The following is a 19,323-nucleotide window of genomic DNA, read 5'->3' as shown; positions in this document are numbered from 1 at the left end:
CGGAACGGGTCGCGGATAGGCGTGAGGGCAGGATCATCCGGCTACGTGCGAGCTGCTGTGGCGGGAAGTCCTGCGCCCGGAAGTCCGAAGAAGCTCCGTTGATCCACACCCAAGAGATGTGAAATGACCGACAAGACCTACAACGTACTGTTCCTGTGTACCGGTAACTCTGCGCGCAGCATCATGGCCGAGGCGATCCTGAACGTGCTGGGACAAGGGCGATTCAAGGCCTACAGCGCCGGCAGTCACCCCAGTGGCCAAGTTCAGCCGATGGCGCGGGAACTTGCCGAGGCCATTGGCTATGACGCAAGCCAAGTCCGCAGCAAGAACTGGGATGAATTCGCCGTGGACGGTGCGCCGGAGATGGATATCGTCATCACGGTCTGTGACAACGCCGCGGGCGAAGCCTGCCCAGTCTGGTTCGGTCATCCAGCGCTCGCTCATTGGGGCGTTCCTGATCCGGTGGCCGCCACTGGCGATGAAGGAGATCGTCGCCACGCCTATACCGCAGCGTTCGCCACCCTTCGCCGCCGCATCGAACTGCTGCTCTCGCTCCCGCTTCAAAGCCTTGATCGTTTGGCAGCGCAAGCGAAGCTTGGTGAAATCGGACGCGTCGGCGCCGAATGATTGGGCAGCGTCTGTTTGCCGAGTTCCTGTCGACGAGCTTGCTACTGGTCACGGTGATCGGCTCGGGCATCATGGCCGAGCGCCTGGCCGGCGGTAACGATGCGGTCGCCTTAATCGCGAACACGTTGGCCACCGTCGGTGGCCTGTACATCCTGATCGAAACGTTTGGTCCGGTCAGCGGCGCTCACATGAACCCGGTCGTCAGTGCTGTGATGGCCGTGCGCGGTGAGCTCTCGTGGATGCTGCTGCCGGGCTACATCTTGGTCCAGCTACTGGGTGCCGCGTGTGGCGCGTGGATGGCGAATGCCATGTTCGATCTTCCGCTGCTGGAGTTCTCCGAGAAGGCGCGAACCGGCGCGGGGCAGTGGCTTGGTGAGATCGTCGCGACGGCCGGGCTGCTACTGGTGGTGCTGCGAGCGCCGTCATCCCGCGTTGCCGCGATGGTGGCCGCCTACATCGGTGCTGCTTACTGGTTCACCTCATCCACGTCGTTCGCCAACCCTGCAGCCGCCTTTGGGCGCATGTTCAGCGATAGCTTCGCCGGCATCGCCCCGGGTGATGTGCCGGCCTTCATCGCAGCGCAGGTGCTTGGGGCGGTGCTAGGCGCAACGATCGATAAGCTCCTCGGCACAAAACATGTCTAGCTTCGACTACCTTCGCAACCTTTCGGCCGAGCAGTTCCGCGTGCCCGATGCAGCGCTGCTTTCTGTCCCAACGCGCACCGGCTATCTGGGGGCCGGCCAGCACGACGAGACATCTGACGAGCCCAGATCGCCTAACCTCTCGCAGATACTTTAGTTGATGAGCGCGGTGCAGCCCTGCCTGCCAAAACTAAGGAACAGCGAACGACGCTCCGTCGGCCGTTTGCAATCAAGGATCTCGGCCGATCTCGCGAGCCGAGTGCCAATCGCCATCTGACATTCATTGCTGGCTCCGTGCATGTCCATACCACTTGTCCGGCGTCGTCAGAAGGTCGCTCATGCGCGCTCAGTCAGCTCATCGACGACCGCGTCCACGTGGCCGATTGCGAACCGCACCAACACCATGCGATCGGGAATCGTTCGAGAGCGCGGAAGGTATAGGCGTCTCTCCACGCCAGCCCACCCGGCACCGGCTGGAAACGCTGCCTGGAAAGCGCCACAAAGACGCGTTGCAGCTCCAGCCGTGCCAACGGAGCGCCCAGGCAGTAGTGCGCGCCATTGGAAAACGCAACGTGATGCCTGGCTGGGCGCGCCAGATCGAGCCTGTCCGGATCGGGGAAGGCCGCTGGATCGCGATTGGCCGAGGCGAGCATGAAAGTAATGGAACTCCCGCGCGCAATGCGCTGCCCGGCCACCTCAAGGTCTTCGACCGCGAAGCGCATGACGAACATCACCGGGCAGTCGTAGCGCAACAGCTCCTCCGAAGCGTTCTCGGCCAGCGCCGGGTCGGATCGCAATCGCTCAAGCTGATCGGGATGACGCAGCAATGCCAGCGTGCCGTTGCCAATGCTGTTGGTGGTGGTCTCGAATCCGGCCAGATAGGACATCGCGATATGCGCCACCAATTCGTCCGGTGTGATGCCTTGCGCGATCGCTTCGTTGACGTCCAGGCGCGCGCCGCCTGGCGTGTGCGGCGGCGATTTCCGCAGACGCTGCACGTGACCGTGCAGGTAACGCGTGAACTCCTCGGCGCTCCGCTCCGCCCTGCGCATGGCTTGCAGGGACATCCCGGAGTCCAACCCCGTAGCGAGGTCTCGCGCCCATTGCGTCACCTGGGCCGAGTCCGCATCCGGCACGCCATAGATCAACGAGATCACGCCGACCGGAAGCGGAAGCGCCAGATCGCGCATGAGATCCGGCCGCGGCTTCGCACGCATGTCGGCCATCAATGTCTCGACGCGCTCGTCGATGCAGCCAGCCAAGTGGCGGATGGATTCGTGCGAGAACGATGGCGAGAACACTTTGCGAAGGACCGTATGTCGTGGCGCATCGATGAACAGCAAAAATTTGTTGTAAAGCTGCGCCAACGCCGATGCGTCCTGGTTCCGGAACCAACTGCTGAGCGCGGACGGCTTAGCGCTTTCACTGCCGATGCCCTCGACATGATCGATCGCCCTGGCGTCGACCGAAAGCAATCGGTTGCGCAGGCCGGCCGACACGTCTGCGTGGCGCGTCACCCACCACTGCGACAGGGCATCCTGGAAGATCGGCGTGTGCTCGCGCAACTGGCTCAGGAACGGATACGGATCTTCGCGGAAATCGGGGTGATGCGGATCGAAGTGGACACGCGCCCCATCCACCCGCAGGGCACGTCCGACCTTAGTCACCACCGTAGCAGGTCGCAGACGGTCGAAGTCGATAAGCATGTCCGCCGCCGTATTCAGCGGCTCCTGCATGGCGGCACCTAACTCGGCAGAATGCGGCGGCATGACCATGCTGAAGTGGTCGCCCGGGGTTTCCACGATACGCAAGTCAGCGCACAGCCCACCCCACCCCAAGGTCGATGAGTCGAATTGGGAACGCACACGTCGCTCGGGATGCATGGCCTCAGCCGGAAAACCTTCCGCCGAACGGAACAGAATCACCGGTCCGCCGTAGGGACGCGGGCGATAGCGCGTCATCGCAACGAAACCTTTACGATAAGTCGCGATCACGTGAGCCGCGGTCGGATAGGAAGCCAGCAACGACCACAGGAGTTGTAGCTGCTCATCTACGGGCAGCCCACTCAAACGCTCGGCGCGAATCGGCTTGAGGGGACGCTCGGAGAAGCGGCAGTAGACACCGATCACCTCGAACAACGCCATGACCTCGTCATCCTGAAGAGCCCCATCCTCCGATTCGCTGTTAGGTGAATCCAACAGCATCAACGGCGCCACCTGCTGACCTTGTTCGGCCAGCATCTGCGCCATTTCGTAGGCGACCACCCCACCGAAAGAATGACCGGCGATGGCATAGGGACCGTGCGGCTGGATCGCGCGCATCTCTTCCACGTGGCGGCGCGCGATTTCCTCGATCGATCCCAGCGGGGGTTCCAGCCCATCGACACCCGGCATCTGAAAGGCGATGCAAGCCCGATTCGTATGCAAAGCCTTGCACAGGGACGACAAATAATAGGTCGTACCGTTGAGCCCAGGAATCAGAAACAGTGGCGCAGCGATCCGCCAGTCGCGTAACAAGGTCGCTCGTGCTTTGCGGTCCCAGGTCCGTGGGCGCAGCAACTCAGTCGAGTGGATCTCGCCGTCCACAGCTCCAGCACTTCCCTGGAATTGCTCTATCTTCGTCACCAGTTCGTCGAAGCTCGTCGATCCCAGCAAGGTGCTGATAGGGATCGCGACACCAAACTTCCGCTCAATGTAGCCGAGGAGTTCCATGCCTCCGAGCGAGTCGATCCCCACATCGGACAGAAGCGTATCGGGCCGCAGCGCAACCTCTTTCGCCCGAGTTAAGCGGCCGACCTCTCCGGCGATGTCCTCGGCGATCCCCCGCCGACGCTCGATCGCACCCAGGCGCCGCTTTCCGCTTGCGGCGTCGATGCCCGACTCGCCGACGGAACCTTTGATGTTGACACCCGGGTCAGCTCTTTCCATCGCGGCACCGTTGAGAGAACGGATACGGGTGAGTTGACCTGACGCTGCTGTCTTGTCAATCGACCCAGGCTGCAAAAGTCCGCAACCTCGCCGAACTGCGATGCAGCTCAAAGCCTGTTGCTGCCGACCGCACAATCCAACGGTGAGCATCCGTGATGTTCAGAGAGCGAACGCTCTGCATGATCGACAAAAATCCGCACGCAGTCTCGGTTGCGTCGACTTCACCGTTGAGACGTTCTTTTTGGCTCCTTTGCAATAGGTTCTTATCAGCGACAAGGGGCCCGCACAAAATCGCGCCGCAAACCGGCTTCGGCTCGTCGTGAGTTTCCTCAGCCTACTTCTGAGCGTTCACCGAATTCGGGAGCGCGTAGTACGACGAATCGACCTCCACCATGGGAAATCGAGTCGCGTAGTGAAGCGTCCTCGTTCTTTCGAGTCATTCGAAAGTAGAGGTGGCAGGCGAGTGCGCCATTGCGTAGTGGATGGGGGATAGCCCGCCCAATGACCGGTGCGGGCGGTGGTAGTTGTAGTGGTGACGCCAGTCCTCCGCCATGCGCCGAACCTCGTCGAGGGTGGTGAAGACGAACCGATCCAGTATCTGGGTGCGGAACGTACGGTTGAACCGCTCGATGTAGGCGTTCTGGGTTGGCTTTCCAGGCTGGATGTGGAGCAGTTCCACGTGGCGGTGTCTGGCCCATTGCTTGAGCGCATCGCTGATGAACTCCGGGCCGTTGTCCAAGCGTAAGCGCGTGGGAGCGCCGCGAACCTCGACCCGTTCGTCCAGAGCGCGAATGACGCGGGCCGATGGCAGGCTGCTGTCGATCTCGATCTCGATCTCGATCTTCATCGATTCGCGGTTGAAGTCGTCGTTGACGTTGAAGGTGCGAAAAGCGCCGACCCGACCACAGCGCATCGGCCATGAAGTCGGCCGACCAGGTGTGGTTGGCGCTGAGCGGGATCTCCAACGGCTCGCGGATGCGCTCGGGCAAACGCCGCTTGCCGCGACGCGGCAGATTCAACTTCAGCGCCGCGTACACCCGCCAGGCCCGGGTTTGCCCCAGCCAAAAGGCCGCAACGCCGACTCGAACAACAACCCAAAGCCGTGCCCCGGGTTGTCCTTCAAATGAACCCCGATGGCCGCGATCAACGGTCCATCGTCGCGCACCCGAGGACGGTAATGCCGCGCCGAACGCGACAAATGCAGCACTCGATCGGCGCGTCGGACACTGAGCCCGTGATCGGTTTGCATCGCCAGACTCAGTTCCAGCCGCCGAGCCTGGCCTAGAGCTTTCGCGACATGACGTCCTTGAGCGCGTGGTGTTCCAGCGCCAGGTCCGCGTACATCCGTTTGAGCCGCGACAATTCGGCCTCGACGCCCTTCAGGTGCCGCAATTGCGACACCTCCATGCCCGCGTGTCATCGGAATATTGAGCCCACCAACCGACTGGAACGTTCCGGGTATGGAGTCCTTGTCACCTTGGACATCGCGGCCCGCTGTTATCAGTTTGCATCGCAGGCTCTTTTTGAAGGCGCCGACGGTTTGGCCGGAGATCAGCTCATGGCGGTGGAATCATTCCTGCTTCGCACACTGTTGAGCTCGGACGTCCGCAGTCTCGAAACCATGATCATGGCCGACAACCGATGTCGCTCTGCTCACTCACGATCACTACGTGATGCATCACAAAGTTTCCCGCGGAGATCGCGAACAACATGCTCCGACGCGAAACATTCATCGGAGATAGTCCGCCATGAAGCACTGCACTCCTTACGTGTTGCACGCAACACTCCTGGCTCTGCTGGCGCCCCATGCGTCGCAGGCGGACGCATCGGAACTGGGCTCGCTCGGTGGAAGTCGGTGCATCGCCATCGACGTCAACAATGCAGGCGCAGCGATAGGCCAGTGCCGAACCACGGAGGGAGACTTTGCGGTGACTTACTGGGCTTCCACCAGCGTGGCGGCAATGGCGTTGCCCGGATTGGAGTTCAACGGCCCGTGCACGGCATTAGGGATCAGCGGAAACGATGTAGTCACAGGTAACTGTGAGCGCGGCGAAGACGGCGAATCGTTTCCGGTGCGATGGCTAACGCCTTCCCTGCCGTCGACAACGCCGCAGACGTTGAATGCACGCACTGGCGACGACCGGGCCGAGGCGACATTCATCAATGCCGCCGGCACCGTAGCCGGCATTAGCACCAGTCCAGATGGAACGGACCACCCGGTGCTATGGAAAAGCGGCCAGATCCAGGCCACCTCCTTGCCGGTCCCCGGGTTGCTCCCGCCTTTGTTGTCGTCGATCACCGAATGTCACATCACCGCTCTCGGCGTTGCGATTGCGCCTGCGGTAGTCGGGTTCTGCGACCTGCGCCAAGGCGGGAGCCTCGCTGTCAAGTGGACGCCCACTACCTCGGGAGGCTATAGCGTCGCGTCACTGCCGCGAATTCCCGGCGGCTCTAACTGTGTCGCGGTGGCGGTCAATCCAAATGGCTACATCGCAGGTACATGCGAAGACCCCGTTGGAGATTTGGCGGCCGTGCGGTGGCGACTCTCGGGAGGGGCGCCAGCCATGCTGCGGGGGTTGCCGCGCGAAGCCGCCGTGGGCCAACAAGTCATGGCGGCAGACATCAATGCCACCGGCACCGTCATTGGCAATTACTACACTTCAGACGGGCTGCAGCGAGGCTTCGTTTGGGTGCCCACCGATGATCCGGCCACCGAGGACGGATTGGATCTCGGTACCCTGGGAGGAGCGGTGGTTCGTGTTCAACAGGTAAGCGATAACGGCACCATTATTGGAACGGCGGAGAGCCCTCAGGGCGCGTCGGCCGGTTTTGCCTGGAGCCCGTCGTCCAATATTCAGGATCTGGGCACTCTCGGTGGCACCTACAATCATCCTGCCGCGATCAGCCCCAACGGCATGTGGATAGTGGGCGCGAGCACGATCAGCAGTGGCCAGCGACTCGCCTATCGCATTGGCCCCATCCAAGCTGATATTCCGAAGTTGGTGAGGAGCGTCTCTCCGAAAATCATCTCGAAAGGCCTGATAGGTCTCGCGGGTCTTCCTTTTGAGACCGCATGGTGCGCAACACTTGGGAGAGAGAGTACTCACTGTCCAGGAGGTCGATGAGCTACGTCTTTCCTCCCTTCTTCTCGGCCGCCGCTGGCCCGAAACCATAACAACTGCCACACCCCGGTCACCCGAACGTACCGGAACTTGGCAATCGGGATCTCGATGATCTCGTCGGGATCGCCGTAAGCCGGTCCCGCCGAATAGACCTAGATGGCTTGATCCACCACGCGGCAAAGGACCGTCCCACCCGACTTCGCATGAGGGCAGTGGCGTGGCTTCAGAAGCGTCGCGACGACGTTTTCGGCACGCCTTCGTTCAATGTCGTTGAGCATGACGACAGCTTAGCGGCACCACCCTGACAGGGGCGACACTCAGGCCTTACTGGCCAGCCAACTCAGCGACGATCAGGCGTCTCGACCTGCACCAGCGACTCGCTAGTTGTAGCTGATCCCGACGTAAGCTTTCGGCGGCGCAGCCAAGTGCGGGATGAACTGCAATTGCAGGCTCGGATCAGCCGCGCGGTACGCCTCGCACTGCTCCTGCGCCTGTACGGGCATGGTCAAAAATCCCGCAACGAGAATCCATTTCATCTTATATTCCTTGCGTGTTTGGGCTGGGAGCACCCCGCCTCGGACGACTGGTAAAAATGCCGCTAATTCGACCGTCACGCTAGGGTTGCTGCGTGTCACTCGTACCGAATCGAAAAGAGCGATCGCTGGCAAAGCTGGCTTGCAGCCGGCCCACCCCGAGCGGATGATTGGGTTGGATCGCTCGCCGAGAACGAAAATGAATCCGAAAAGCGCCGAAAGCTGGCTCGGGTTGCTTGAATTAGCGTTTCGAAACGCCAATGCGTTCTACAGTGCCCTGCTGCTGGCATTGGCGTTCGACATTACGTTGACCATCTGCGGTCAGTCGATTCTTCAGTTGCGCTGGTCAACTCTAAACGAAGCTGTGTCGCCAGGAGCCGCAATCCTGTGCGCGCTCGGTACGCTCTTCCTTATCCATCATTCTGCACGCTTAGTTCAGTGCGTCCTTTCGATTCGGGAGTTGTTTTTGGATCGGATGGATAGGCTTTTTCGCTGGCTTCTCGATACGCCAGATGTATTGCCCCAGCCCCCTTGCCGCTACACGGTGTCGCTTGATGACGCCGAGCGACATGCCAGCAAGACTACGAACGTCGAACTAGCCCAAAAGGTGAAGGACGTCCGCGGTAGTCTTGTCGCAAAACAGACCATGAGGTTGATGGGCGCACGCTTGAGTGTCGTTTGTTTGATCTTGATCTTAATCGAGCTTGGTTTTCCGAACGGCACCTTTGTGGCCTCTGGCGAATATCGGGGAGCCCTCTGGCTGTGCCTAGCGTTCATCGCGGCCGTGCCGCTCCTCGAACTGCGTCGCCGGCACATCCAGGGGGACGGTCGGATAGAGTGCCCAGACCTGGCCTGGGCACTGACCTTGGAGTGGTACGCCGACCAAGGTCGAGAGCCACCTGGGCTCGCCTACCGGGCTGGCGTCATGGAAAGACTGCGCCGAACACAGCCCCGCTAGACTTATAAGCTGTGCTTCAATGTTCCTCGGCGTTCCCTTGCGTGAATAGACTGGTTTGAAAACCGTAGCCGTGGGCGCGCCAAATTTCGCGATCAAATCTGGCCGAGCCGAGCCGAGAAGCGGCTTCGGCTTGAATGAATTGTTGACCAGGCGCGCGATCAACTCTCCATTGATATCCCATCGATCTCACCGGCATCGTCGAAATGAACGGATAAAACGTAGTTCGTTACATCTTCAGGGAGCGAGAAATCGAAGTTCTCGATTTCATCCGCGCCCCAGTTGGAGCGAAACTCTAGTAAGCCGAGGACCGCGGACGGCTCAGGGTCGCTAGCCCCAAGGTGCTTTTGCCAATAGTCCCGAGGAATCTCTTCGAGATGATGCTTCACGAACATCGTGGCGCCATATTCGTCGGCTTCTGTCCCGAACGCTTGCTTGATGGCGGCGAGTCCCATATCCGCTCTTTTCTCAATTTCACTTGCCATGCTCCCTCCTCGTCTACCTAACGTCTGAACTAGGCCGAGCCGCAAAGCGGCTTCGGATTAAATGAATTGTTGCGCGCTACACGCTGATGCTAGAACGGCAACCAGCCTGCGCAGTGACTGAGCGATCGGCACACAGGCAAGCGTACTCGTAAGAATGAGTGCGTCATATCGCCTGGAAGTAATGACCTCAATAGCCGCCGCAAGCTCCAGGAGCTTGTGCTCTTTACCGGGAGCAACACAGAGCTCCAGGCTGTGCCTAGGCGCTTGCTCGATACTGGCGCCAGAGGAGACGGAATGGTGCTAATGCCCGCTTCCAACCCGAAGCGGACATTCGCGATGCGCGAGCCTGCCCAGCCTATTTCGAATCGATCGGCTCGATGTCGATCGACATGCCACGTACCGGCAGCTCTCCTGTGCGCTCCTGCACATCGGTGTCCGTCCTGAGCAAATAGCGATCAATGACGTGGGGCAGACCTTCTGCGGCCAGGATGTGCATGGCATCCGTCAACTGGAAATGCAGGTGCGGCTCGCGCGCGTCGCCCGAGTTTCCGATCCGGCCCAGCACTTGGCCGCGTCGCACGCGATCCCCTTTTTTCACGCCGATGGTTCCGGCCTGCAGGTGAGCGTAGTAGGCGAACTGCCCACTGCCCAGGTCGAGGACAACGTGGTTGCCGCCGATGTTGTCCATCATCACGGGGACGGCCGGACTGAAGCCGGTCGCAGTCCGCGGCACGTTGTCCGGCAGGCCATCCATCGTGCTCACGACGGTGGCGTCGGCTACCGCGAGCACACTCTGCCCGTAGGCGTGGTAGGCGCGGACATCGCGCGCGTCACCGGTGAACGCAGCGTCGTTCTTCATCCGCTTCCAGTCGATGGCAAACCGACGGGAGATGCGTGCGGTGCCGTCCATCACGATAAGTCCGCGCCGGTGGTGGGACGTGTTGCTGGGACCGTTCGCGACGATCCAGTCCACCCCCGATACCGGCGGCGCCAACACCCGCAGGGGGCCTTGCGCGACGTCTACGCGGGTTCCGTCCACGGTGCCATTGTCGAGAGCGACGCGGTGGGTCAGCCCTTGCGGCACCAGCGAGTCTTTCTCAAAGGCCAGGCACAGAAATGCGATGGCGGCGCTGCCAGCGGCCAGGCGGACGCCATCGCCTTTTTCGCCTGGAGCCGCTTCGTTACCGAACGTGGTGAGCAGCGAGCGCAGGGTCTCACGTTGGAACGCCGCAACGGGCGTTGTAGCCGAACGATCCGCAACCAGAACTTCAAGGCCCCGGATGTTCATCGGGGCATCCGACAAGTTCTGCAGATGCAACTCATAGATCAGGTAGCTTCGGCCTGCACTGGGGAAGGGCGCGGGCGCCAGGGGCGTGCGGATCTGGAGCTGCGGCGGGGGAAACGCGGTAGCGTCTGTGGTGATCGGCAGGGTTACCAGGTCAGTGCCGACGGTCCGACAACCCTCGGCAGGGTCGCCCACCGTCGCGGCCTCGGCGGTCATGCGGGCCCAAGCGGCCAACAGAAGGAGCGTCAACCAGCCGCAGGTGCGCGCAGTGGTCGGCATGGGGGTTGATCCTCAGTCATTCGAGAGGGGCATACGGTATCCAAGCCCAAGCGGCAAATGCGGACATACGACCCAGCGATCAGGACGCCGATTAGTACTGAACCGCGCCAGGTCCGGACACTGTTTCCTTCAGATCGAGCGATCCCTGGTCGAACATGTTTTTGTCCGCTTCTGAAGGCGGACCTTGAGTGCGTGGCGCTCCGGCTAATAAATTACGGTCTGTTACGATGAGGACGTAATTGGCCGAGCCGCGAAGCGGCTTCGGCTTGAATACATTGCTGGGCGGCGTGATCGGACGTTCGCGTCGACGTCGCTCAACTCGCGATATTTTCCCGCGCCGCGATTTCCTCGACGATCGTATCGATCGCCGCTTCCATGGCGTTGGCGGTCTGGTCGCCGCTCTGGTTGGTGATGACGAAGATGCCAAGATCGTATTTCGGCACGATGTAGATGTAGCACTGCGATCGCGGCACGCCGCCGTGGTGCGCGTAGTAAACGCCTTTCAACTGGCCGTCTGTGACAATGTTCCAGAAGTAGCCGATGCTGAACTCGGAATCGAATTTGACCAAGGTTCGATGCGATTCCTTCACGACAGGGCCATTGGCCAACTGGAACTTCAGGTACTTCATCATGTCCGGGACGGTCGCCTTCACATTCCCGGATGCGCCCCAGGGCAGCTGTGGCATCGGCGTGGTCGGAACCGGATTGTCGCTGTGGTAGCCGATGGCCAGCCGGTTCGCTTCGGCATCGCCGAGCCTGATACGGATGTCCGTCATTGCCGCCGAATCGCGGAAAAATTCGCGTAGTAGCGACTCGTAGTCGCGCTTGTAAACCGTTTCGAGAATATGCGCCGTCAGTTCTGTGCCGGAGCTGGAGTAGGCGTACTTCTTTCCGGGCATCCGCGTAATTTCGACGGCGTGGAGATCCTTGAAGAACTCCGCCTTGCCGTAGTGCGCGTAGATGACATTGAGTTCGCCGGGCGTGCGCCGGTCAGTGAAGTCGGCGAGTACCGTATTCGCGCGCTCGGGCAACATGTTCGGCAGGCCGCTGGTATGCGACAGCAGGTGGCGGATGCGGATGGGCTCGCCCTTATACTGCAGATTCGGATAGGGCTCGCTCAGATACATCTGGACGTCGTCGTCGAGACTCAGTTTGCGATCCAGGACGGCATGGGCCATCAGGGTTCCGGCAAGGGTCTTACTCAACGAGCCGATTTCGTAAAGGGTCGCGTCGGTCGGAGGGCTCGGCTTCCCCGCATGCATATCGCCGCGATGGCGGATGATTTCCTTTCCTCGGTACACGACCCCGATCGAGGTCGAGTGAAGCAGGGGCTGCTTGATCAGGCTAGCGGCGACTTCATCAATCTCGGTTTCCAGGTCTTTCGCCGGGTGCTCGCGCGGGTGCAGCCTGCGACCGAGAGAGCGACGGACAATATTAAGCAGCCAAGCCACAATCTGTTTCGAACCATCATCGAAGTCGCGTGCATGCGTTGGCGCCGTGAGGGGACATGGGAAGGGCGCTCAATATAGCCGAGTGCCGGAAAGATGACCGGACCGGGCGAGGTCTTCCCGGCACAGCTCTGCGTCCATGGCGACCTATGGGCACTCTGGTGACCGTCGGCAATGTCGCGCCGCTCGGCGAGCGTCAAGCAGCATTGCGCGACATCATCTCGCCCCTTGGCATCTTCGTCATTCAAGGCACGGAGCCCGGCGCCATCTCCCCGCTTGGCGATATGCCTCCCAGTTCCCTTTCCGCACGTGTTGGGTCCGATAGGCTCTAAGTTTGTTGAAAGCGTGAGTGCGCTGACCCAATGCGCTAGATATGTCGAGCCGCGAAGCGGCTTCGGCTTGAATGAATTGTTAGGCCTCATCCCTGGATTTGCACCAGTCAGCTGGGTACCTGGAGAACAAAGCGTAATACACGGCCTCAGACCATGAGCACTTGCCGCGGCCAACCAAAAACAAGCCGAGCATACTTGCAACTAGGACACAACCGATATAAATGAAAATAGGAATGCCGACCATGAAGGCGAGCAGTAGCCAGCCAGCAGTCGCGTTGAAAGGGACAGACCTAGTGACTGGAACACCAAGAACAGCGGTATACAAGTAGCTGAAGGACACGAAGAGAAGCCCGAAGCCAACCGCCACGCCAGCGAAGCCCACACAAGTGGTGAGAAGGTAGTAACGGGGCTGAAGCCTATAAGTCGCGGATTTGTTGGCGGCGAGTTCTCGGGGAAGTTTCATAAAGGGCCTAACACCAGAATTAAGCCGAGCCGCGAAGCGGCTTCGGCGTGAATGAATTGTTACGCACCACGGCCGCAGCTGTAGACCTGACGCTCCGAGAACTCTACGCGTTGACCAATTGTGAGGCCTGCTGGACTTTCGGGGAGAGCTGGCTCGAACCCGCAGATCTCGCCTGAGAAGCCGTAGGGTTGAAGGAGGTGTACGTTGCGAACCTGGACGAGCGTGTCTCCGGCCTTGAGCGTGACTGAATCCCCATTGGCGATCTCTAGCTTGGGTAGCTGTTGGCTACCAACGTAGAAGATGTTCTGACCAGCTGATCTTTCAATGAACATGAGGCCTCCATGTAGCGCCTAACGCCTGAAATAAGACGAGCCGCAAAGCGGCTTCGGCTTCAGTAACGAGCTAGCTGGAAATGCGCTGCACCATCATTGGCAACAGCTCGGCTTCTGTGGCGCCGAACGCCACGATGTAATTCAGTGGAGTGCCTTGAGACACAATCTGCAGCCGCACCGCGTGAGCATCGACATAACGCTGCCTCGTGAACCGCGCCAGGTTGCTAATGATTTGGCCATCGCTGACATGGACCTCTGTGAGCATCTCGGAATGAAGTCGGCGCTCATCAATCAGTTCATTGTCATCGACCGGCTTGAGGTAAAACCTAATTACGATCGCCTTTTCCTCAAGTACTACCTCGAATCGATCTGCCCCGATGGTGTACCCGCCGCCAGACTCGTAATTGAAGTAGACACTCGATCTGCCCTTACGTAGATCTTGCCGCACCAGGGTGCCGCTCTTGCCGGCTGAAACTTGAATTGGGTCAAGCCGTTTAGACATCATTGGCTTGCTCGGCGAAATAGAACTTCCAATAACCTTTTCCCTGGTCGACATCTGTCTTCCAGTGGCCGGCCGCGCAACTGAACATCTTGGCTCGGCCTGAAAAATCCGAAGCTATTTCCTCTCCTGAGACATCACCAATACCTCCATATGATTTCAAATGCGCGAGTGCGCCGGCAATAAGGCAAGCGTCAGACAAGGTTGGAGCATCAGCGTCTGCAAATTCATCCGACGTCAGGATAAGGAATGCCATCCTTTCTGCCAAAGAAACAATCGGATCGGAAAGAGGCTTCCCACTTCTTAGCCTGTCCACAAGCTGGGCGAACTCGGGCAGGGATGGGGCGCGGTTCATTTCTGATTCGCAGTAATCGGTAACGGCCGTAATTTCATCAAGGCTGCAATCGTTGAGGTAAAGACACCAAACTTTGACCCACGCTGTTTTTTCAGAAGGCAGCCTCCATTTTCGATTAAACCTATCGTAGCTGCGAGTAAGCGCAAATTCGATGCCATAATTCATATTCCCTCCTCTTCTGACAACTTCGGTTGCGACATGTCCACGAGGTGCGGGGGCTTCAAGCTCCAGTCGCGCACTTCGTATTCGCCCTTCGCGACCTTATTCAAGCACCCCCGTTTGTTGATAATCGCCGTTGCCGTAGATATTTCCTTTCTCCACTCGACGAGTGTGAGTCCAGAAGGAACGAGATAGCGACCGTATAGTAGATCCGCCATTTTACGAATTACGATCCGCCTTCCAGCGGGGAGCAAATTGACAAGTGAGTACATGAGTCCCAGGGCTGCGTGGTACGAAATTCGCCCGCCCAGCATGCCCAGTCCGCGGCATTCAGGACCTCTTTCACGTACCGATTGCTCCATCGCCGCGCCTGCTGCGAGCGACAAAGGCAGATTTTTGCGCTGCTCTTCACTCAGGGCCGTAGGCGCCGTTTCACTGAGCATCGCGTCGAGGTGTTTAAGTCGGTCAGTGGTGACATCGTTCGGAAAATCGAGACCATTCTTCAGCAAGCCGAAGCAACGGGCGCACAGCATATCGTCTGATATTGGGTCTCTTTGATGAGGCGTCAACATACAACAAGCCTCGCAGATATAGAGATCATGCGGCGCTCCGTATGCAGACTCTTCTGTAACATTGATCACTCGAGGTGCGACCCGCACCTGATATAGGGCGCTCTCTGGCCAATAGCATACGGCCCAGGGGAAGTCCGATATAAGATAGTCAATCCAGTACCTAGATAGAGGCCCAGACTCTTCTATCAGCCAGCAATTCCAATCCGGGAGCCATCCTAGCTGGACGCTACGAAGACCCAGCCATACAACGTCAAGGTTTGCCCGAATTATCTCGCCGGGATGTGCGTTGAGGTGAGCCCGTTTGGCTTCCTCAGAGAAGCCAGGCCTAGCCAATACGAGCTGATGGAATTTCCCGTTTATACTGCCAGCGCCGAGCCTTTCTGCACTGTATAAAGCAACGCATAACGTAGTGGCCCGGGAGTAAGCACAGAACAGTTCCACGTCGTCCATTTCTTCCGCGCCGCTAATAATAACTACGGGAGATTCCATGCCTCGGAAGCGAGAGAGGGAGAAAAATCGAACACGGGCATGCGGGGCCTTAAGCCAACCAAACTTGGACAAGACAACTATGTCCTCGGGCGCGACTCCGCCTGCCAAGATTTGAGTTATCGCGTCATCAACTCCGTCGCGCTCTTCTGCAACCAACTGTTCATTGACGGCCGCTTCGTCGAGTTCACGAGGAGATTGAAGCTGATAGGTCGGTTTCATTGCCGCCTTTAAGCGTTCAAGCACAGCTCTAGGTGACCTGATGGCATTAGTTAATAGAAATGCATCCTCTACCTCCATTAGTTGGCATAGCTCTCGCAGGCGAATTCGACGGCCTTCAAACTCAAAGACTTGCGTCTCATCGCAAGAGGCGAGGATCTGGTTGGCGCCATGCCAAGAGCAAAGCCATTGCATCCACTCGGGATGAAATGCCTGTGCCTCATCCACAAGTACAACGTCAAAACGTGGCAGTCTCCCTTCATTTGCCGCGGTGCGAATGTCGTCTAGGCAACCTTGGGACAGCCACTTTTCCTCCAGCTCATTTTTGTCACTCTGCGTGTATGTGCGACAGAAGGCATGCCATGTAGAGATGCGGAGTCTTTGATTACTGCCTATTTGCTCTCGAAGATTTGCGGAAAGGAGTGAGTTAAAGGTCAGGACCAGAACACTTTTACCCTCAGTGAGTAAGCGACGTGCTGCTTCGATGAGTATTAGAGTTTTACCAGTTCCCGGCCAGCCCGTGATGACCTGATTGCCACCGACCAACACATTGTCGACAATTTCGGTCTGATCTTCCGTCAATCTTAACCAGAACTTTCCATCCCAAGAAATTTTTGTTGCCCAAGATGGGGTGCCGTCGAACTCTGGACATAGAGCGTTAATAAGCACCGTCTTTCGCTTAATTCCAAGCGGCGGATTCCGTAAAGCTGACCGCCAGTACTCCATGATCCGAACTATTTGAGATCCGAATTCCGAAACACTACTCATGTCCATTAGCAGTGAAACTGAAGGGTCTACTGTGGTATCCGCCAGAGCCGGACTGGCGACTTTGCTTTTGAAATCGCTGTGAGGGAAAACTAAGGAGTATCCGATCCGCCAACGAAGCTTCGGGTCAACGCCAAGCCATCTCGCTAAACCATGGACATTGGATCGCAGCTGATGCACCGCGTGGGTCTTCAGACCGCTTTTAATGTGGACGAACGCCGCCCCTTGTATCCGATGCGCGCCGCCTTTCACTTCGATCGCAAGCACTCCCAGATCGGCATGCACGATCAAAAAGTCGATCTCACCAGTGGCTGCTTTTGCGCCATCAAGCTCGCGGGCAGCCGAGGCAAGCCACGGTAGGCTGTGTATGACGGTGAACTCGTCATCTAACTGCTCTTTAAGCAATCTATAGAGCAGCACCTCCCCCTTGCTGCCTGAGATTACTGGGCCACAGTTTGGAATCATTACAGCCAATCAGTCTCTCCTTGTCTGTTGGTTGCTCGAATCTAGTGTGAGATTTTACGCCTCAGTCATTCGCCCCTCATGCTTTTTTGCTCGCGTAGCCTCGTACCAACCTTTCCATGGTTGCTGGCGTTTGTCCTTTGGTTGCCCGCCCCGAAACCAGTTTTCGTTGATGTCCAGTGTCTCGATGCTCACGGCTTGCATCAGTAGATTGCACCCGCTCGCTATCACTTAGACATGGCTCGTGCGTGATCCAGGCATGGACGCATGCACGGAGTATGACTCTCTTAAATTCTCATATTCCGAGACGCATCCGAGGGCAAATCAAGCGGGTTGATGTGGCGCTGGGGTCAAAACGTCAAAAAAACTGTTGACTCAGACCATTGCTAAGTCACTGATTCGTATGGGCGTCCATTGGTCGGCCGACCACAGGTCCGGAGAAAACCGCCCGCAGAGAGGCGAAAAAATCGCCAAACAGCCCCTCTGCGGATAACCCGCCGACCAATGGAAAACGCCAAAAACCTCGGAAACAAGGCCTTTTTCGTCGTTGCGACGAGGCGTAGAAAAAGTTGGAACGGGAGGTTTGGCGCGCCCAAAGCACGCGGGGTCCAACTCTCTTGACGGGCTTAAACCGGCTTAAACCGGCTCCTGCCGGTTGCCGCTGGCGTCGGCCCTTGACCGGCGAGTTCCGCGGCGATCAAGCGGCCTTGGCGGTCGAGCCAGCGCGACACCCAGCCTGACGCCGCCGCCGCACCGATCAATGTGCGCCGCGCGTGCCTGGTGCCGCCGGATCGTTGCGACGCAGCCGCACTCACCACGGGTGCCGATGCTGGCCAGCCAGACGTCTGGATTGATGTCGGGCACGGCAACCAGATGCCGCGCGGTGGCTGGTCCCTGTGCTTCCCAGTGAAAGCCACGTGGCAGCGGCTGTAGAGTGCTGAGCGTATCCATGTGCCGAGCTTGCGCTACCCTGGTCGCGTCAGCCGAGATCCGATCAAGCCATGCCGAATAGCCGTTCCTGGCGCATCACTGCCATCGACAACCGGGGCGTACCAAGGCGCATCTGGTGCAAGGCGATCGAAGTCGCTGGCGTAGAGGTGGTGACCATGTACACACAGGACGGTCGAGCGCTGGAGCGTATCGACCGTGGGCACTACCGCAGCGACGATGATGTCCAGTATTTGTCGCGCGACGAGGATGCACCATAGGGCCGAACCCGCCTTGCCCAAAAAAAAAAGCCCCGCAGCGCGTTTTTTTTGCCAATAGCTACGTTCAGAACTCCAGGCGTCAATAGGGCACCGCGCTCAGCCTGATAAGCCTCATCCCGATTAGGAAGAAGCTGGCTCACCTCGTAATCAAGCGCGAAGGCGAGCTTGTACAGCGTCATTATCGTTACAGCCGCCCTGCCGTTCTCGATGAGCGATAGGCGCCCCGATCAATCGAAATAGCTCCGTTCAGCTTCGACATGCAGATCGCCCGGCAACACCCAAAGACACGGGCTTCGAAACAATTCGAGGCCCGTGTCCGTCCAATAACATCAGCGCAGATTGTTCCCGTACGAGATATGCATCGACAACTCGCCGTGATAGTCGTGCGAGTCGTTGCCCTTCACCTGCAGCGTCTGTCCGAGGCAGCTGTCGTCGTAGGTATTCGCGAACACGACCACGTTGTAGTACACCTTGGTTAGTGTCGAGTCGCCGATGCCCAGCGGATGCAGCCCCTGCTGTTGGATCGAATGGTTTATCGCCTCATCCGGCTCCAGCGGAAGCTGTGCGCCCTCAGTAGGCCGTTGCGGCAGATCCACCACGGTATAACGCGTGACGAACGTCCCTTCCGTGCCGGTCGGACTGAACGCACGCACGACGTAGTAACCCAAGCGCACCGTGCCCGGGCAGCGCTTCGTCAGGCCCACTTGCATGCGCACTTCTTCGACCAAAGAGCGCGTCTGCGTCGAGTGGTAATAGTTCAGCGGTCCCAGACTGTAGATCACCTTGCGCTGAGGCGGCGTCGTCCACCCGTAGGTGATCGGAATCGTCAGAGACTTTTCCTCCCTGGCGAAATATACGTTGCCGGGTAAAGCAGCATCTGCCTGAGCCAAAGCCGGAGAAACAGGAATCAGCGCCAGCGCCAAGAGAAATAGTTTCGAAGTGTTGAACATGATGGCCTCCTTGATGGAATCGGACCGCCGCGCCGGAACGGCGGCAACGTTACTTCCTGCGAGGCCCCTGCTTTACACGCCCCTACGCTGGAACCGGGAATGAAGCCTCTGGAGTCGGAAGCCACTCCGCTTCAGCTTCCGGCGTCCCCATCCCGTGATGCGGATTTTCATCTTTCGCCGAACATGACACCGTTGATTGAGCCGCGTAACGCCCGTGAT

General features: G+C 58.8%; 16 protein-coding genes. 5 read left to right on the top strand and 11 right to left on the bottom strand.

Annotated elements, in window-relative coordinates:
• Positions 1-123 precede the first annotated feature (123 nt).
• Both J7J50_RS02765 and J7J50_RS02760 read left to right on the top strand, forming a co-directional pair.
• Entirely contained in the window at positions 124-627 is a 504-nt protein-coding gene (locus J7J50_RS02765; protein ID WP_215055360.1) for an arsenate reductase ArsC, read from the top strand.
• On the top strand, positions 624-1,271 hold the full coding sequence (locus J7J50_RS02760; RefSeq protein WP_215055362.1) for an MIP/aquaporin family protein: 648 nt from the start codon (positions 624-626) through the stop codon (positions 1,269-1,271). The genes J7J50_RS02765 and J7J50_RS02760 overlap by 4 nt, the downstream gene beginning before the upstream one ends.
• Before the next feature lie 347 nt (positions 1,272-1,618).
• Here J7J50_RS02760 and J7J50_RS02755 read toward each other — a convergent pair whose 3' ends face one another.
• The 3 genes from J7J50_RS02755 to J7J50_RS25075 all read right to left on the bottom strand — a co-directional run bounded on the left by J7J50_RS02755 (position 1,619) and on the right by J7J50_RS25075 (position 5,602).
• Complete coding sequence (locus J7J50_RS02755) at positions 1,619-4,195, bottom strand: cytochrome P450 (protein WP_215055364.1); 2,577 nt, start codon at positions 4,193-4,195, stop codon at positions 1,619-1,621.
• Positions 4,196-4,631: 436 nt separating this feature from the next.
• Positions 4,632-5,042, bottom strand: coding sequence for an integrase core domain-containing protein (locus J7J50_RS02745; RefSeq protein ID WP_215055367.1), 411 nt, complete (start codon positions 5,040-5,042; stop codon positions 4,632-4,634).
• A 434-nt stretch (positions 5,043-5,476) separates the two neighbouring features.
• Complete coding sequence (locus J7J50_RS25075) at positions 5,477-5,602, bottom strand: hypothetical protein (protein ID WP_285222264.1); 126 nt, start codon at positions 5,600-5,602, stop codon at positions 5,477-5,479.
• A gap of 341 nt (positions 5,603-5,943) precedes the next feature.
• Here J7J50_RS25075 and J7J50_RS02740 point away from each other — a divergent pair, with 341 nt between their 5' ends.
• Positions 5,944-7,320, top strand: a complete 1,377-nt coding sequence (locus J7J50_RS02740; protein ID WP_215055369.1) for a hypothetical protein — start codon at positions 5,944-5,946, stop codon at positions 7,318-7,320.
• Between the two features lie 377 nt (positions 7,321-7,697).
• On the opposite strand, the gene J7J50_RS02730 is transcribed toward J7J50_RS02740, so the two are convergent.
• Positions 7,698-7,853: a hypothetical protein gene (locus J7J50_RS02730; RefSeq protein WP_215055373.1), complete on the bottom strand. Its 156-nt coding sequence runs from the start codon at positions 7,851-7,853 to the stop codon at positions 7,698-7,700.
• Between the two features lie 196 nt (positions 7,854-8,049).
• On the opposite strand from J7J50_RS02730, the gene J7J50_RS02725 reads away from it, so the two are divergent.
• Positions 8,050-8,808, top strand: coding sequence for a hypothetical protein (locus tag J7J50_RS02725; protein WP_215055375.1), 759 nt, complete (start codon positions 8,050-8,052; stop codon positions 8,806-8,808).
• 158 nt (positions 8,809-8,966) lie between these two features.
• Here the strand turns inward: J7J50_RS02725 and J7J50_RS02720 are convergent, their stop codons facing one another.
• The 6 genes from J7J50_RS02720 to J7J50_RS02695 form a co-directional block, all read right to left on the bottom strand.
• On the bottom strand, positions 8,967-9,290 hold the full coding sequence (locus J7J50_RS02720; RefSeq protein WP_215055377.1) for a DUF2004 domain-containing protein: 324 nt from the start codon (positions 9,288-9,290) through the stop codon (positions 8,967-8,969).
• Between the two features lie 355 nt (positions 9,291-9,645).
• On the bottom strand, positions 9,646-10,854 hold the full coding sequence (locus J7J50_RS02715) for a M23 family metallopeptidase (RefSeq protein WP_215055379.1): 1,209 nt from the start codon (positions 10,852-10,854) through the stop codon (positions 9,646-9,648).
• A gap of 314 nt (positions 10,855-11,168) precedes the next feature.
• Positions 11,169-12,305 (bottom strand): serine hydrolase domain-containing protein, encoded by a 1,137-nt coding sequence (locus J7J50_RS02710; protein WP_343222423.1) that lies wholly within the window; start codon positions 12,303-12,305, stop codon positions 11,169-11,171.
• Between the two features lie 1,194 nt (positions 12,306-13,499).
• Complete coding sequence (locus J7J50_RS02705) at positions 13,500-13,934, bottom strand: hypothetical protein (protein WP_215055381.1); 435 nt, start codon at positions 13,932-13,934, stop codon at positions 13,500-13,502.
• The gene (locus J7J50_RS02700) at positions 13,924-14,448 is read right to left on the bottom strand and encodes a hypothetical protein (protein WP_215055383.1); all 525 of its coding nucleotides are present in this window, start codon (positions 14,446-14,448) and stop codon (positions 13,924-13,926) included. Before J7J50_RS02700 ends, J7J50_RS02705 begins: the two co-directional genes overlap by 11 nt.
• Complete coding sequence (locus tag J7J50_RS02695; protein ID WP_251044563.1) at positions 14,445-16,949, bottom strand: NERD domain-containing protein/DEAD/DEAH box helicase; 2,505 nt, start codon at positions 16,947-16,949, stop codon at positions 14,445-14,447. Before J7J50_RS02695 ends, J7J50_RS02700 begins: the two co-directional genes overlap by 4 nt.
• Before the next feature lie 998 nt (positions 16,950-17,947).
• Here J7J50_RS02695 and J7J50_RS02690 point away from each other — a divergent pair.
• Positions 17,948-18,154, top strand: a complete 207-nt coding sequence (locus J7J50_RS02690; protein ID WP_215055388.1) for a hypothetical protein — start codon at positions 17,948-17,950, stop codon at positions 18,152-18,154.
• A gap of 329 nt (positions 18,155-18,483) precedes the next feature.
• Here J7J50_RS02690 and J7J50_RS02685 read toward each other — a convergent pair whose 3' ends face one another.
• A complete protein-coding gene (locus J7J50_RS02685; protein WP_215055390.1) occupies positions 18,484-19,104 on the bottom strand; it encodes a hypothetical protein in 621 nt (206 codons plus the stop codon).
• Between the last annotated feature and the right edge of the window lie 219 nt (positions 19,105-19,323).

The organism is Lysobacter sp. ISL-50 (genome assembly GCF_018612875.1).
GTDB lineage: Bacteria > Pseudomonadota > Gammaproteobacteria > Xanthomonadales > Xanthomonadaceae > Lysobacter.
The sequence above is the reverse complement of the archived record's forward strand: the minus strand, read 5'-3'. Positions and strand labels throughout refer to the sequence as shown.